Here is a 14,173-nt window from a genome sequence, read left to right as displayed (position 1 = left end):
GCCCGCGAGGGGTCAGCGGGCGGCGCGCAGGAACGCCTCCAGCCCGGCCAGGTCGTCGGTGTTGAGGTAGTCCACATCGGCGGCCAGGAGCTCACGCCACAGGGCGTCGCGCTCCGGCCCGGCCACGTCCGGGGTGGCCCAGAAGCGCACGGTCTGCCGGGCGGCGTGTGCGGAGGCGACGAGGCGGTGCAGCGTCTCGCGCTCCGCCCGCGGCATCGGACCGGTCCCCGTCCAGGTGAAGGTCTTGGTCCAGTCGGCACTGATGAGCGGGATGAAGGAGGCGGGCACACCCGAGCCGAGATCCTCCAGACGGCCGTCGTAGAAGGCGTGGCGCACCTTCTCGGCCTCCATGGGGGCCCGCGCGCCGCGGTCGCCGGAGATGACGGCCGTCACCGCGCCGCGGCGCACCCGGCCGTCCACCCCGCCGTAGGCGGCGCTGAACAGGGGGCCGTAGTGGCGCAGCCGCTTGGCCAGCTCCAGGTAGGTGGCCTCCCCGGCGGTCTTGAGGTCGATCAGCAGCTGCAACGACAGGTCATAGCCGCGGTAGACCCGGCCGCCGTTGGCCTTCACCCGCCGGGCCAGCGGGTCGAGGTAGAGCGACTCCAGGGTGCGGGTGGGGTCGAGGTCGGTGGCGTCGTGCGCGACCAGCAACTGGCCGTCGACCAGCCAGATGTCGGCCTCGACGCTGCCGAAGCCGTGGGAGAGCGCGTCGAGGAGCGGACGCGGGTGCTCGTAGTCGTTGTGGGCGTGGGCTCTGGCCAGCGGCCGCTTGCCCTTCGGGCCGTCCTTCGAGACGGACGTGGTGCCGAGCGAGCTGGCCGTGCTCGCGAACGCGGGCGCGGCCGCGCCGCCCGCCAGGGCGGCTCCGAGGGTGACGACAAAGGCACGGCGTGTACGGCGGACCATGGGGCCTCCCGGCTCTCGTCCCGGCGCGGTGCCGGATACGCAGGATGGACGCCAGTGAGTATCGGGCGGCCGTGCGCCCAAAGGGCAGTGCTGCGCGAAGAGTTCCACGGGTGGTCCCCGGCCATTTCCTCACCGTTCCCGGGGTGCCGAGGGGATGGCCCGCGGTGCCCGCCCACGGGGAGGCGCGACAGGTGCGCGGGCGCCGGGTGAACGGGCGGGGTCGGTCGCGAAGGCCGTCGGCCCGCGGCGCGCATTCGGAGTGTTTACCCGTCCGCGACCGCCGACATAACCATCACCCAGGCACTCTTTTGAGTGAATGCACCACCCAAAGTCCGCTGATAGCTTGGCAGTTGCTCGAGCGGAATTTGTCCTCAAGGTCCGTACAGGGATGGGTGAGCATTCACGATGACGACGTCCGTTGAACCGGGTTCCGGTACCGAAAATTCGCAGCCGCAGTTGAGTCTCGGCACGGCGGCCGCACGGAATCTGGCGACGACGACCAAATCCGTTCCGCAAATGCAGGGCCTCAGCTCCCGGTGGCTGCTGCGCATGCTGCCGTGGGTGCAGGTTCCGGGCGGTTCCTATCGTGTGAACCGCCGGGCGTCCCATACGCTCGGCGACGGCCGGGTGGAGTTCACCACCACCGGGTCCGAGGTGCGGGTCATCCCGGTCGAGCTGCGCGAGCTGCCGCTGCTGCGCGGTTTCGAGGACACCTCGGTGCTCGGGGCCCTGGCGGACCGCTTCGCCCAGCGGGAATTCGCGCCGGGCGAAGTGCTGGTCGAGGCCGGGCGCCCGGCCGATGAGCTTCTCCTCATCGCCCATGGCAAGGTCGACAAATTGACCGAGGGCGCGTTCGACGAGCCCGCGGTGGTCGGCTCGGCCGCCGGCGGCGACCACATCGGGGAGCCGGAGCTGACCGCCGCCGAGGCGGGCACCTGGGGCATCACCGTGAAGGCCGTGACGTCCTGCACGGTGCTGGCCCTGCCCCGGCAGGAGTTCGAGGAGCAGCTGGACCGTTCACCGCGACTGCGGGCGCATGTGGAGGGGGTGCGCTCGGCGCCGGAGGCCGAGCAGAACGAGCACGGGGAGGCCGCCATCGCACTGGCCTCGGGACATTCGGGCGAGCCGATCCTGCCGGGCACGTTCGCGGAGTACGAGCTGGCGCCGCGCGAGTACGAGCTGAGCGTGGCCCAGACCGTGCTCCGCGTCCACACCCGCGTCGCCGACCTCTACAACGAGCCCATGAACCAGGTCGAGCAGCAACTCCGCCTCACCATCGAAGCCCTGCGCGAACGCCAGGAACACGAGCTCGTCAACAACCCCGAGATCGGCCTGCTGCACAACGCCGACCTCTCCCAGCGCATCCACACCCGCAGCGGACCACCCACCCCCGACGACCTCGACGCGCTGCTGGCCACCGTCTGGAAGGACCCGGGGCTGATCCTGGCGCATCCGCGCGCCATCGCGGCCATCGGCCGCGAGTTCAACAGCCGTGGCATCTCCCCGCAGCCCACGGAGGTGAACGGCCATGCGATGCCGGCCTGGCGGGGCGTGCCCATCTTCCCGTGCAACAAGATTCCGGTGTCCCGGAGCGGAGTGACCTCGATTCTCGTCCTGCGCACCGGGGAGGAGAACCAGGGGGTCATCGGACTGCACCGCACCGGAATTCCCGACGAATACCAGCCGAGCCTCTCGGTGCGGTTCATGGGAATCAGCGAGCAGGCCATCATCTCGTATCTCGTCAGCGCCTACTATTCCGCGGCCGTGCTCGTCCCGGACGCGCTCGGAATTCTGGAGAACGTGGAAATCGGACTCTGACGCCCGCCCGACCGGGCCCGTGGCCTTCGCATACCTTCCCGAAGATCTACCGAAATGGGTGATGAGCACTTATGACCACTTCCGTGGAGTCCGGTGAGCAGCCGCTGAGTCTGGGCACGGCCGCCGCACGGAATCTGGCGACCACCACCAAGTCCGTTCCGCAGATGCAGGCCATCTCCTCCCGGTGGCTGCTGCGCGTCCTCCCCTGGGTGCAGGTGTCGGCCGGTACGTACCGGGTGAACCGCCGACTGACGTACACGGTCGGAGACGGTCGGGTGGAGTTCATCAGCACCGGATCGCAGGTGCGGGTCATCCCACCGGAGCTGGGCGAGCTGCCGACGCTGCGCGGCTTCGGGGACACCGCCGTACTGGAATCGCTGGCCGACGGGTGCGTCCAGCGTGAGTACGCGCCCGGGGATGTGCTGGTGGAGGCGGGCCGCCCGGCCGACCAGGTGTTCCTGATCGCCCACGGCAAGGTCCGCCAGGTCGCCCCCGGCGCCTATGACGAGGGCACCACGCTGGCGGTGCTGGCCGACGGGGAGTACTTCGGCGACGCGGTGCTGACCGGTCCGGAGCACACCTGGGAGTTCAGCGTCCGGGCCGTCACCCGGACCACGGTGCTCACTCTCCCCCGCCGCGTCGTCCAGGAGGCCGCCGACCGCTCCGATGCGCTGCGCGACCATCTCCAGGGGCTTTCGGAGCGGTCCACGCCCGCTCAGAACCGGCGCGGTGAGGCCGATATCGCCGTCGCGTCCGGCCACGCGGGTGAGCCGGTCCTGCCGGGCACGTTCGTGGACTACGAGCTGGCGCCGCGCGAGTACGAGCTGAGCGTGGCCCAGACCGTGCTCCGCGTCCACACCCGCGTCGCCGACCTGTACAACGAGCCCATGAACCAGGTCGAGCAGCAACTCCGCCTCACCATCGAAGCCCTGCGCGAACGCCAGGAACACGAGCTCGTCAACAACCGCGAATTCGGCCTGCTGCACAACGCCGACCTCTCCCAGCGCATCCACACCCGCAGCGGACCACCCACCCCCGACGACCTCGATGAGCTGCTGGCACGGCGCCGCAAGACCCAGTATCTGCTGGCGCATCCGCGCACCATCGCCGCCTTCGGGCGTGAGTGCAGCGACCGTGGTCTGTATCCGCAGGGCATCGAGGTGGCCGGGGTCGCGGTGCGGGCGTGGCGCGGGGTTCCGCTGCTGCCCTGCAACAAGATCCCGATCAGCGAGTCCGGCACCAGCTCCATCCTGGCGATGCGCACCGGGGAGGAGAGCCAGGGGGTCATCGGTCTGCGTCAGACCGGTATCCCGGACGAGTACGAGCCCAGTCTGAACGTCCGGTTCATGGGCATCAGCGAGCAGGCCGTGACGTCCTATCTGGTCTCCGCCTACTACTCGGCGGCGATTCTGGTGCCCGATGCGGTCGGTGTGCTGGAGGACGTCGAGATCGGCCGCTGAGCCCGGCTGGGATTGGCCGGTCGCCGCGGGCGTGGGTCAGGGGCGGACGCTGCTGACCACGTCCGCGGTGGCGGCGAGCCCCTCGGAAATGGTGGGCGCCACGCTGCTGCTCGCCAGGTAGAAGCCCAGCGTCACACAGACCAGCGCATGCGAGATGCGCAATCCGCCGCTGCGGAGGAAGACCACCGCCAGGATCAGAAGCAGCAGGACCACGGAGATGGAAATGGCCATGGGGAGCCTCCTCGGCCACGGAGCATCGGAATCCGGCCGTCAGTGTGGCCCAGAATCGCCCCTGCACCGCCGTCGGCTGGTGCTCCATACGGGTGCCGATCTGCTGTGCGGTTACTCCCCTGCTATCGCCCCTCGGTGGTGAGCGGGCGTGGCGAGCCGTCTCAGGCGTCGTGGCGGATCAGCTCGGCGGCCATCTCGCCGATCATGACGCAGGCCGCGTTGGTGTTGGCCGAGACGATCGACGGCATGATCGATCCGTCGGCGATCCGCAGCCCCTCGACACCCCGGACGCGCAGCCGGGGGTCCACCACGGATTCCTCGTCCCCGCCCATCCGGCAGGTGCCGACGTGGTGGAAGTAGGTGCCGGCGTTCTCTCGGACGAAGTCGGCCAGCCCGTCCCGGCCGCTCACACCGGGGCCGGGCAGCAGTTCGCGCGGCTGCCACGCCCCGAACGCGTCGGTGGCGGCGAGCGACCGGGCCAGTTCGACTCCCTGGACCAGGGTGGCGAGGTCCCTTCCGTCGCTGAGATAGCCGGGGTCGATCAGCGGCCGGTCCTCGGGGTCCGCGCCGGAGAGCCGGACCGTGCCCCGGCTGTGGGGCTGCATCGCGGCGGCCGTCAGGGTGAAGGTGTTCCGCGGGAACGGCAGCAGCCTCGGGTGGAAGGGGATGTGAAAGAGGAACACTTCGAGGTCGGGGCGAGGCAGCCCGGGGTCGGTCCGGGTGAAGAGGGCCGCCTCGGCGGTGGTCAAAGGGGGCGGCGGCAGCGGGGTGTCCGCCTCGTGGACCAGCCCGACCAGGGGGTGGTCCTGCAGATTGGCCCCCACCTCCGGGGCGTCCACCAGCACCGGGACGCCCACCTCGCGCAGATGGCCGGCCGGGCCGATCCCGGAGAGCATCAGCAGCTTGGGCGAGTCGACCGAACCGGCGCACACGATGACCTCCCGCGCCGCGCGCACCCGCCGTGCCACACCGCCGGAGCCGGCGTATTCGACGCCGACGCAGCGGGTGCCCTCGAAGAGCAGCCGGTGTGCGTGGGCCTCGGTGCGGACGGTGAGGTTGGGGCGGTCCATCGCCGGATCGAGATAGGCGACCGCCGTGCTCTGGCGGCGCCCCTCGTGGATGGTCCACTCATGGCGTCCGGCGCCGTCGCTCTCCGCCGCGTTGAAGTCGTCGTTGAAGGGGTGGCCGAGTTCCTTGGCGGCGTCGAGGAAGGCGGCGGTCAGCGGGTTGGGCGTGTCGGCCCGGCTGAGCCGCAGCGGGCCGCCGGTGCCGCGGAAGCGGGGGTCACGGCCCTCGGTGTGCTCGATGGCGCGGAAGATCTCCAGCACCGACGCGGCGTCCCAGCCGGTGCAGCCGTCGGCGGCCCACGCGTCGAAGGTGCCCAGGTGGCCGCGGACGTAGGTCATCACATTGATGCTGCTGGAGCCGCCGAGCACCTTGCCGCGCGCGGCGGCCTGCGGATGTCCGGCGAGGCCCGGCTGCGGGACGGTGGTGTAGCCCCAGTCGTGCTCACCGCCGATGAGGGTGAACCACGCGGTGGGGTCGTGGATCTGCTCGGCCGCGTCGTCCTTCCCGGCCTCCAGCAGCAGCACCCGCGTGTCCGGGGCTTGCGTCAACCGGGCCGCCACCGCCGCGCCCGCCGAGCCCGCCCCCACCACGATGTAGTCGAAGTCGCTCATCATGTGCCCCTGTTCCGGCCTCGTCCGACGTGCCGCACGGCCGTTCGCCACCAGAGCGCCGAACAGCTGTGCGGCACTCTAGTGGCGTGATCGCGGAGCGGGGGCGGGTTCGCCGGATCCGGCCGGTCAGCCGGTGGGGGCCGCCAGATCCACCAGCCCGGCGAGCGCCTGCCGGTGACGGCCGGGGGTGCCAAGAGCGATCTCATCGCTCTTGGCCCGCTTGAGATACAGATGCGCCGGGTGCTCCCAGGTCATGCCGATGCCGCCGTGCAGCTGAACGCACTCCTCGGCCGCGCGCACCGCCACCTCGGCGCAGTGCGCCTGGGCCACGGCCACCGCGACCGGTGTGTCCGGGCTGTCCGTGGCCAGTGCGTCGGCCGCGTAGCGGGCGGTGGCGCGCGCCGAGACCAGCTCCAGCCACAGCGCGGCCATACGGTGCTTGAGTGCCTGGAACGAGCCGATGGGGCGCCCGAACTGATGGCGCTCCTTGGTGTGGCGGACGGTCTCGGTCAGACACCATTCGGCCACGCCCAGCTGCTCGGAGGCGAGCAGCCCGGCCCCGGTCAGCAGCGCCCGCCCGATGGCCGCCGCGGCCCGGTCGGGCCCGGCCAGCCTGCGGGCCGGGGCGCCGGTGAGGGTCACCGCGGCGAGCGGGCGGGTGAGGTCGAGCGAGGTGAGGGGCTCGACGGTGACGCTGGTCTCGGCGGTCTCCACGGCGTACAGCCCGTATCCGTCCGCGCCGGTGGCGGGGACGAGCAGCACCTCGGCGCCCGCCGCGCCCGCGACCCCGGAGACCTGGCCGCTGAGCGTTCCGTCGCCGTCGGCCCGTACGGTCGCGGCGGGCGTGCCGGGCACACCGGCCACGGTGGACAGCGGCAGCGCGAGGGCGCCGACCGTGCGGCCCTCGGCGAGCGCGCCGAGCAGCCGGGCCACCGGCTCCTGGTCGGTGTCGCAGCCGAGCAGGGCACTGGCGGCGAGGACGGCGCTGGTGAGGTAGGGCACGGGGGCGACGGCGCGGCCCAGCTCCTCCATGACGACGGCCGCCTCGCGCGCGGTGGCGCCCTGGCCGCCGAGCTTGTCGGGGACCAGCAGTCCGGCAGTGCCCATATCGGCACCGAGCGCACCCCACAGTGCGACGTCGTGGGCCCGGCCGCTCTCGGCCTGGGAGAGCACCGTGGCGGGCGGGCAGCGGTCGGTGAGCAGCGACCGTACGGCCGCGCGCAGATCGTCCTCCGCCTCGGAGTAGAGCAGGTCCGGGGTGCTCATCGGGGCAGGTCCTTCCACGGGAGGTCCTTGTCGGTCCGCGGCTCGGGCGGCAGGCCCAGGACGCGTTCGGCGATGATGTTGAGCAGCACCTCCGAGGTGCCGCCCTCGATGGAGTTGCCCTTGGCGCGCAGATAGCGGTAGCCGGCCTCGCGTCCGGTGAAGTCCACCAGTTCGGGGCGGCGCAGCGTCCAGTCGTCGTAGCGCAGCCCCTCCTCCCCCAGCAGCTCGACCTCCAGCGCGCTGATGTGCTGGTTGAGGCGGGCGAAGGCGAGTTTCATGGCCGAGCCCTCGGGGCCGGGCTGGCCGACCGCGAGCTGCTGGCGCAGCCGCTCGCCCGCGAGCCGGGCCGCCTCGGACTCCATCCACAGCCGCAGCAGCCGCTGGTGGAGGTCGTGGGTGCGCAGTTCGGGCCGTTCGCGCCAGGTGTCGGCGACCAGGCCGATCATGCCGCCCTCGCGGGGGACGCGGCCGCCGCCGATAGCGACCCGCTCGTTCATCAGGGTGGTCTGGGCGACGCGCCAGCCCTCGCCGATCTCGCCGAGCCGCCGGCTGTCGGGGATCCGCACACCGGTGAGGAAGACCTCGTTGAACTCCGCCTCGCCGGTGATCTGGCGCAGTGGCCGCACCTCGACCCCGGGGTCGGTCATATCGCAGATGAAGTAGCTGATGCCGCGGTGTTTGGGCTGGTCGGGGTCGGTGCGGGCGATGAGGATGGCCCAGCGGGCGATATGGGCACTGGAGGTCCAGACCTTCTGTCCGTCGACCACCCAGTCCTCGCCGTCGCGCACGGCCCGGGTGGCCAGGGCCGCGAGGTCGGATCCGGCGCCGGGCTCGCTGAACAGCTGGCACCACACCTCCTCACCGGTCCACAGCGGACGCAGCAGCCGCTGTCGCTGCTCGTCGGTGCCGAAGCCGAGGATGGTGGGGGCGGCCATGCCCAGGCCGATGCCGATGCGGCGGGGGTCGTTGTCGGGTGCGCCGGCGGCCGTCAGCTCGGCGTCGACGACGGCTTGCAGGGAGCGCGGGGCGTCCAGGCCGCCGAGTCCGGCCGGGTAGTGCACCCAGGCGAGTCCGGCGTCGAAGCGGGCGCGCAGGAAGTCCAGGGGTTCGGTGGTGGCGGGCGGATGGGCGTCCAGGAGGTCGCGGACGCGGCGGCGCAGCTCGTCGGCGTCCACGGCGGGGTGCTGCCCGGCGGCGCTCATCGGGCGCCTCCGGCGGACTGCCCGGGGAGGACCACCACACGGCCGGTGGTCACGCCGTCGGCGACGCGCTGCACGGCGTCGGCCGCGCCTGCCAGCGGTACGCGCTCGCTGACCAGCGGCTTGACGGTGCCCTGTGCGGCGAGCTTGGTCAGCTCCTCGTGGCAGGCGAGGATCGCGGCCGGGTCGTGGGTGTTGTACAGGCCCCAGTGGAGGCCGAGGATGGCGTAGTTCTTGACCAGGGCGTGGTTGAGGGCGGCCTGGGGGACGACGCCGCTGGCGAAGCCGACGACCACGATGCGGCCCTCGAAGGCGACGCATTTGACGGACTTGACGAAGGCGTCGCCGCCGACCGGGTCGTAGACGACGTCCGCGCCGCGTCCGCCGGTGGCCTCCTTGACGGCCGCCACGATGTCATCGGCGCGCCGGTCGAGGACGAGGTCGCAGCCGAGCTCGCGGGCGACCCGGGCCTTGTCGTCGCCGCCGACGACCCCGATCACCCTCGCCCCGGCCGCCTTGCCGAGCTGGACGGCGGCGCTGCCGACCCCGCCCGTGGCGGCGTGCACCAGAAGCGTTTCGCCGGACTGGAGGCGGGCCCTGCGGTGCAGGCCGAACCAGCCGGTCTGGTAGCCGATGTGCAGCGCCGCGGCCTCGGCGTCGTCCAGGGCGTCGGGCGCGGGCAGCACGTTCGCCGCCTCGACGGGCACCAGCTCGGCGAAGCCGCCCGCGGGGAGCGTGGGCGTGGCCAGGACGCGGGAGCCCACCTCGCCCTCGGCGCCCTCGCCGACGGCGACGACCTCGCCGCACACCTCGACACCGGGGGTGAACGGCAGGGGCGGCCGCACCTGGTACTGGCCGCGGCACAGCAGTGCGTCGGGGAAGTTGACGTCGACGGCCCGGACCCGCAGCAGCAGCTGTCCCGGTCCCGCCTGGGGATCGGGCACGTCGTCGAGGCGCATGACCTCACCCGGCTCGCCATTGTCGTGCACTCGCCATGCCTGCATCCGGTGGCCTCCACAAACGGATCGTCGGGACGCGTTACCCGCGCCGGGCGCACATACTAACCAGTCGGTACGAGCAGGGGAACCGCCACGGCCGTCAGCCATCCTGCCTGGCCCACCCGGCGACGGATGAACTCTTGTGTAACTCTGGAGGCACCCTTGAGCCCGGTGCGTCGGCAGGTAAAGGTGGACGGCGACATATCGGCTCGTTTCACAGCGAGCCGTTGCCGGAACGGGACGGGAGAGAGACAGTGCCCGACGACAAGGCGATCAGCGAGGCCGAGATGGAGGCCCGGCTGCACGGCATCTGCTTCAAGACAGGGCCGCCGCGCCGCATCGGAGTCGAGCTCGAATGGCTCCTGTACGACCCGCACGTCCCCGCACGACCCATCGAGGCGGCCCGGCTCGAAGCCGCGGTCACCGCCCTGCGCGGACTGCCGCTGCGGTCCGCCATCACCTTCGAACCCGGCGGCCAGGTGGAGCTCAGCTCCCTTCCGGCCGACTCCCTCACCGAGTGTGTGGAGTCCGCCGCCGCCGATCTGGTCCTCGTACGCTCCCTTCTCACCGGGCTCGGCCTCGGCCTGGCCGGCCATGGCCACGACCCCTGGCGCCCGCCGAGACGGTTCCTCACCACACCCCGGTACGAATGCATGGAGACCTACTTCGACCGCCGGGGGCCGGCCGGGCGCTCCATGATGTGCAGCACCGCCTCCGTGCAGGTCTGCGTGGACGCCGGACACGAGGAGCCCGGACCGCTCGGCATGGCACGGCGCTGGCGGCTCGCCCATCTGCTGGGCGCGGTGCTGACCGCCGCGTTCGCCAACTCGCCGCTGCGCCAGGGCCGCCCCACGGGCTACCGCTCCACCCGGCAGGCGGTGTGGACGGCGATGGAGCCCGGCCGCACCCACGCCCCGCCCGACGGCGGGGATCCCCGCACCGCCTGGGCGCACTATGTGCTGGACGCGCCCGTGATGGCCATCCGGGACGAGAAGGGGCCCTGGGCGGTGCCGTCCGGGGTGACCTTCCGCCAGTGGGCCCGGACGGGGCTGCCCCGGCCGCCCACCCTCGACGATCTCGACTTCCACGTCTCCACGCTCTTTCCCCCTGTCCGCCCGCGCGGCCATCTGGAACTGCGCATGATCGACGCGCAGAGCGGTGAGGACGGCTGGATCGTCCCCCTCGCCGTCACGGTCGCCCTCTTCGACGATCCGCAGGCTGCTGAAACGGTTTACCGGGTGGTGAAGCCGCTCGCCGAGACGGCGGGCGCACGCCCCGCACCTGGCAATCGGCTGTGGCGGGCCGCCGCGCGCCACGGTCTGGCCGAACCCGAGCTGCGCGCCGCCGCCGTCAGCTGCTTCGCCACGGCGCTGGACGCGCTGCCCCGCCTCGGCGCCTCCCCCGCCATCACCGCCGCCGTCGCCGCCTTCACCGACCGCTATGTGGCCCGCGGCCGATGTCCCGCCGACGATCTGCTCGCTCCTCTCACCGGTAAGGAGGGACGGCCATGACCGCCCCCGATTCCGACCTCACCATCGATCCCGAGGCGCTGCGCCGGCGCGCCGAGCTGGCACTGCGCACCGCGCGCGACCGTACCCACGCCCTCACCACCTGCGTGGACGAGCCCGACCTCACCGCCCAGCACTCCCCCTTGATGTCCCCGCTGGTCTGGGATCTGGCGCATATCGGGAACCAGGAGGAGCAGTGGCTGCTGCGCGCGGTCGGCGGCCGTGACGCGCTGCGCCCCGAGATCGACTCGATCTACGACGCCTTCGAGCATCCGCGCGCCGAGCGGCCCGCCCTGCCGCTGCTGGCGCCCGCCGAGGCCCGCGGCTATGTCCACGAGGTGCGCGGCCGGGTGCTGGACATCCTCGAGCGGATCGAGTTGCGCGGCGCCCCGCTGGTCGACGCGGGCTTCGCCTTCGGCATGATCGCGCAGCATGAGCAGCAGCACGACGAGACGATGCTCATCACTCACCAGCTACGCCGCGGACCCGCCGCGCTCACCGCCCCGCCGCCGCCCGACACGGCGGACGGCGCGGCGCTGCCCGAGGAGGTGCTGATTCCGGGCGGCCCGTTCACGATGGGCACCTCGACCGAGCCCTGGGCCCTGGACAACGAGCGGCCCGCGCACCACCGGCTGGTCCCGGCCTTCCACATCGACACCACACCGGTGACCAACGGCGCGTACGAGCGGTTCATAGCCGATGGCGGCTACGGCGAGCGGCGCTGGTGGACGGCCGAGGGCTGGGCCCACATCCAGGAGCACGGCCTCGCCGCCCCGCTGTTCTGGCGGCGCGAGGGCGGGCAGTGGCTGCGCCGCCGGTTCGGGGTGACCGAGCCGGTGCCGCCCAACGAGCCGGTGGTGCATGTGAGCTGGTACGAGGCGGACGCCTATGCCCGCTGGGCGGGGCGGCGGCTGCCGACCGAGGAGGAGTGGGAGAAGGCCGCCCGCCACGACCCGGACAGCGGCCGGTCCCGGCGCTATCCGTGGGGCGACGCCGACCCGGCCCCCGACCAGGCCAACCTCGGCCAGCGCCATCTGCGGCCCGCACCGGCGGGAAGCTATCCGAAGGGCGCCTCCCCACTGGGGGTGCGGCAGCTGATCGGCGATGTGTGGGAGTGGACCTCGAGCGACTTCCTGCCCTACCCGGGGTTCCGTGCCTTCCCGTACCGCGAGTACTCGGAAGTCTTCTTCGGCCCGGCGCACAAGGTGCTGCGCGGCGGTTCCTTCGCGGTGGACGAGGTCGTCTGCCGGGGCACGTTCCGCAACTGGGACCTGCCGGTCCGCCGCCAGATCTTCTCGGGTTTCCGCACCGCTCGGGACGCGTCCTGATGTGCAGGCATCTGGCGTACCTCGGACCGCGGACCCCCATCGGCGAGGTGGTCATGGCGCCCGAGCACAGCCTGTTCCGGCAGTCGTGGGCGCCGCGGCGGCAGGCGCACGGCACGGTCAACGCCGACGGGTTCGGCGTCGGCTGGTACGCGTCGGGCGACCCGGTGCCCGCGCGCTACCGCCGCGCCGGGCCCATCTGGGGCGATCTGTCGTTCGCCGACCTCGCCCGCGTGGTGCGGACCGGGGCGCTGATGGCCGCCGTAAGGGACGCCACCGAGGCGAGTGCGGACGGTGAGGCGGGCGCCTCGCCGTTCGCCGCCGGGACCTGGCTGTTCAGCCACAACGGGGCGATCCGCGACTGGCCGCACGCGGTCGCGGACCTCGCCGCCTCCCTGCCGCCCGTGGATCTGCTCGGCCTGGAGGCGCGGTGTGACTCGGCGTTCGTCTGGGCGCTGGTGCTGCGCCGGCTGCGGCTGGGCCACGAGCCGCCGGAGGCGCTGGCCGAGGCCGTCGAGCAGCTCGCCGGTGCGTCCCCCGACTCACGGCTGAACCTGCTGCTCATGGACGGGGAGACCATCGCCGCCACCGCCTGGGGCGACACCCTGTGGTACCTGGCCGAACCGGACCGGGGCGTGGTGGTGGCCTCCGAGCCGTACGACCAGGACCCCGGCTGGACGGAGGTCCCCGACCGCACCCTGCTCACCGCCACCCGCACCGATGTACTGCTCACCGCCCTTAAGGAGGCTTCCCGTTGAGCCCCTTCACCGTCACCCGCACCCTGCCCGCCGATGCCACCGCGGCCGCCCTGCGCGCCGATGTGGCCGACGGGCTGACCAGCACCCCCAAACAGCTTCCGCCCAAGTGGTTCTACGACGCCCGGGGAAGCGCGCTCTTCGAAGAGATCACCCGGCTGCCGGAGTACTACCCGACCCGTGCCGAGCGGGAGATCCTCATCGCCCGCGCGGCGGAGATCGCCGACGCCACCGGGGCCCGCACCCTGGTCGAACTGGGCTCCGGCTCCTCCGAGAAGACCCGCCATCTGATCCGGGCGCTGCCGGATCTGCGCGTCTACGTCCCCGTCGACGTGAGCGAGAGCGCACTGGAACTGGCCGGGGAGGCCCTGCTGGCCGAGCATCCACGGCTGACGGTGCACGCGCTGGTCTCCGACTTCATGAACGGGCTCGCGCTGCCCGACGACACACCGGGTCCAAGGCTGCTGGCCTTCCTCGGCGGCACGATCGGCAATCTGCTGCCGGCCGAGCGGGCCGCCTTCTACGCCTCGGTGAGCGATCTGCTCGAGCCCGGCGACGCGCTGCTGGTCGGCACCGACCTGGTCAAGGACGAGGCCACGCTGGTCTCCGCCTACGACGACGCACAGGGGGTCACCGCGGCGTTCAACAAGAACGTGCTGGCGGTGCTCGACCGCGAACTGGGCGCCGACTTCGACCCCTCCGACTTCGACCACGTGGCGGTGTGGAACGCCGAGGAGGAGTGGATCGAGATGCGGCTGAGGGCCCGTAAGGACCTCACGGCGAAGATCCCCGCCATGGATCTCGCGGTCCATTTCGAGGCCGGGGAGGAGGTCCGTACGGAGGTGTCCAGCAAGTTCCGGGAGGAGAAGGTGCGGGCCGAACTGGCCGCCGCGGGGATGGACTCGCGGCGCTGGTGGACCGACGCGCAGGGCCGCTTCGCGGTGTCGCTGGCCGTCCGCCGCTGACCGCTCGGCAGATCACCGCACGTTGCCGCCCGGGGCATCGGCCCCGGGCGGCGGCACGTTCAC

General features: G+C 72.3%; 12 protein-coding genes. 6 read left to right on the top strand and 6 right to left on the bottom strand.

All coding sequences use genetic code 11. The annotated features are described in order from the left end of the window. Nucleotides 1-12: 12 nt before the first annotated feature. Complete coding sequence (locus tag CGL27_RS45605) at nucleotides 13-906, bottom strand: phosphatidylinositol-specific phospholipase C/glycerophosphodiester phosphodiesterase family protein (protein WP_078646053.1); 894 nt, start codon at nucleotides 904-906, stop codon at nucleotides 13-15. Between the two features lie 405 nt (nucleotides 907-1,311). On the opposite strand from CGL27_RS45605, the gene CGL27_RS45600 reads away from it, so the two are divergent. Both CGL27_RS45600 and CGL27_RS45595 read left to right on the top strand, forming a co-directional pair. Then, nucleotides 1,312-2,724: a family 2B encapsulin nanocompartment shell protein gene (locus CGL27_RS45600; protein ID WP_078646052.1), complete on the top strand. Its 1,413-nt coding sequence runs from the start codon at nucleotides 1,312-1,314 to the stop codon at nucleotides 2,722-2,724. A gap of 71 nt (nucleotides 2,725-2,795) precedes the next feature. Next, the gene (locus tag CGL27_RS45595; protein WP_119993532.1) at nucleotides 2,796-4,184 is read left to right on the top strand and encodes a family 2B encapsulin nanocompartment shell protein; all 1,389 of its coding nucleotides are present in this window, start codon (nucleotides 2,796-2,798) and stop codon (nucleotides 4,182-4,184) included. A gap of 36 nt (nucleotides 4,185-4,220) precedes the next feature. Here the strand turns inward: CGL27_RS45595 and CGL27_RS45590 are convergent, their stop codons facing one another. From CGL27_RS45590 to CGL27_RS45570, 5 genes are all read right to left on the bottom strand, one after another. Then, nucleotides 4,221-4,415, bottom strand: coding sequence for a hypothetical protein (locus CGL27_RS45590; protein WP_069860708.1), 195 nt, complete (start codon nucleotides 4,413-4,415; stop codon nucleotides 4,221-4,223). Between the two features lie 161 nt (nucleotides 4,416-4,576). Beyond that, nucleotides 4,577-6,094 carry a GMC family oxidoreductase N-terminal domain-containing protein gene (locus tag CGL27_RS45585; protein WP_237299464.1) on the bottom strand — a complete coding sequence of 506 codons (1,518 nt, stop codon included), beginning with the start codon at nucleotides 6,092-6,094 and terminating at the stop codon, nucleotides 4,577-4,579. Nucleotides 6,095-6,220: 126 nt separating this feature from the next. Beyond that, nucleotides 6,221-7,360 carry an acyl-CoA dehydrogenase family protein gene (locus CGL27_RS45580; protein ID WP_119993530.1) on the bottom strand — a complete coding sequence of 380 codons (1,140 nt, stop codon included), beginning with the start codon at nucleotides 7,358-7,360 and terminating at the stop codon, nucleotides 6,221-6,223. Continuing rightward, a complete protein-coding gene (locus tag CGL27_RS45575) occupies nucleotides 7,357-8,562 on the bottom strand; it encodes an acyl-CoA dehydrogenase family protein (RefSeq protein WP_078646048.1) in 1,206 nt (401 codons plus the stop codon). The genes CGL27_RS45580 and CGL27_RS45575 overlap by 4 nt, the downstream gene beginning before the upstream one ends. Continuing rightward, complete coding sequence (locus CGL27_RS45570; protein ID WP_119993529.1) at nucleotides 8,559-9,563, bottom strand: NADPH:quinone oxidoreductase family protein; 1,005 nt, start codon at nucleotides 9,561-9,563, stop codon at nucleotides 8,559-8,561. Before CGL27_RS45570 ends, CGL27_RS45575 begins: the two co-directional genes overlap by 4 nt. Nucleotides 9,564-9,811: 248 nt before the next feature. On the opposite strand from CGL27_RS45570, the gene egtA reads away from it, so the two are divergent. Genes egtA through egtD form a run of 4 tightly spaced genes read left to right on the top strand, consistent with a single transcriptional unit; the run spans nucleotide 9,812 to nucleotide 14,110 of the window. Further along, nucleotides 9,812-11,068 (top strand): ergothioneine biosynthesis glutamate--cysteine ligase EgtA, encoded by a 1,257-nt coding sequence (gene egtA / locus CGL27_RS45565; protein ID WP_203348602.1) that lies wholly within the window; start codon nucleotides 9,812-9,814, stop codon nucleotides 11,066-11,068. After that, nucleotides 11,065-12,393 (top strand): ergothioneine biosynthesis protein EgtB, encoded by a 1,329-nt coding sequence (gene egtB / locus CGL27_RS45560; protein ID WP_119993527.1) that lies wholly within the window; start codon nucleotides 11,065-11,067, stop codon nucleotides 12,391-12,393. The genes egtA and egtB overlap by 4 nt, the downstream gene beginning before the upstream one ends. Beyond that, the gene (egtC, locus tag CGL27_RS45555) at nucleotides 12,393-13,148 is read left to right on the top strand and encodes an ergothioneine biosynthesis protein EgtC (protein ID WP_119993525.1); all 756 of its coding nucleotides are present in this window, start codon (nucleotides 12,393-12,395) and stop codon (nucleotides 13,146-13,148) included. The genes egtB and egtC overlap by 1 nt, the downstream gene beginning before the upstream one ends. Further along, a complete protein-coding gene (gene egtD / locus CGL27_RS45550; protein ID WP_119993523.1) occupies nucleotides 13,145-14,110 on the top strand; it encodes an L-histidine N(alpha)-methyltransferase in 966 nt (321 codons plus the stop codon). The genes egtC and egtD overlap by 4 nt, the downstream gene beginning before the upstream one ends. The last annotated feature ends 63 nt before the right edge of the window (nucleotides 14,111-14,173 follow it).

The sequence above is a fragment of the Streptomyces sp. 11-1-2 genome, assembly GCF_003595545.1.
GTDB lineage: Bacteria > Actinomycetota > Actinomycetes > Streptomycetales > Streptomycetaceae > Streptomyces > Streptomyces hygroscopicus_B.
The sequence above is the reverse complement of the archived record's forward strand: the minus strand, read 5'-3'. Positions and strand labels throughout refer to the sequence as shown.

Coding starts and splice junctions, on each gene's coding strand:
- CGL27_RS45605 (WP_078646053.1), bottom strand. CDS start 906: ATGGTCCGCCGTACACGCCGTGCCTTTGTCGTCACCCTCGGAGCCGCC.
- CGL27_RS45600 (WP_078646052.1), top strand. CDS start 1,312: ATGACGACGTCCGTTGAACCGGGTTCCGGTACCGAAAATTCGCAGCCG.
- CGL27_RS45595 (WP_119993532.1), top strand. CDS start 2,796: ATGACCACTTCCGTGGAGTCCGGTGAGCAGCCGCTGAGTCTGGGCACG.
- CGL27_RS45590 (WP_069860708.1), bottom strand. CDS start 4,415: ATGGCCATTTCCATCTCCGTGGTCCTGCTGCTTCTGATCCTGGCGGTG.
- CGL27_RS45585 (WP_237299464.1), bottom strand. CDS start 6,094: ATGAGCGACTTCGACTACATCGTGGTGGGGGCGGGCTCGGCGGGCGCG.
- CGL27_RS45580 (WP_119993530.1), bottom strand. CDS start 7,360: ATGAGCACCCCGGACCTGCTCTACTCCGAGGCGGAGGACGATCTGCGC.
- CGL27_RS45575 (WP_078646048.1), bottom strand. CDS start 8,562: ATGAGCGCCGCCGGGCAGCACCCCGCCGTGGACGCCGACGAGCTGCGC.
- CGL27_RS45570 (WP_119993529.1), bottom strand. CDS start 9,563: ATGCAGGCATGGCGAGTGCACGACAATGGCGAGCCGGGTGAGGTCATG.
- egtB (WP_119993527.1), top strand. CDS start 11,065: ATGACCGCCCCCGATTCCGACCTCACCATCGATCCCGAGGCGCTGCGC.
- egtC (WP_119993525.1), top strand. CDS start 12,393: ATGTGCAGGCATCTGGCGTACCTCGGACCGCGGACCCCCATCGGCGAG.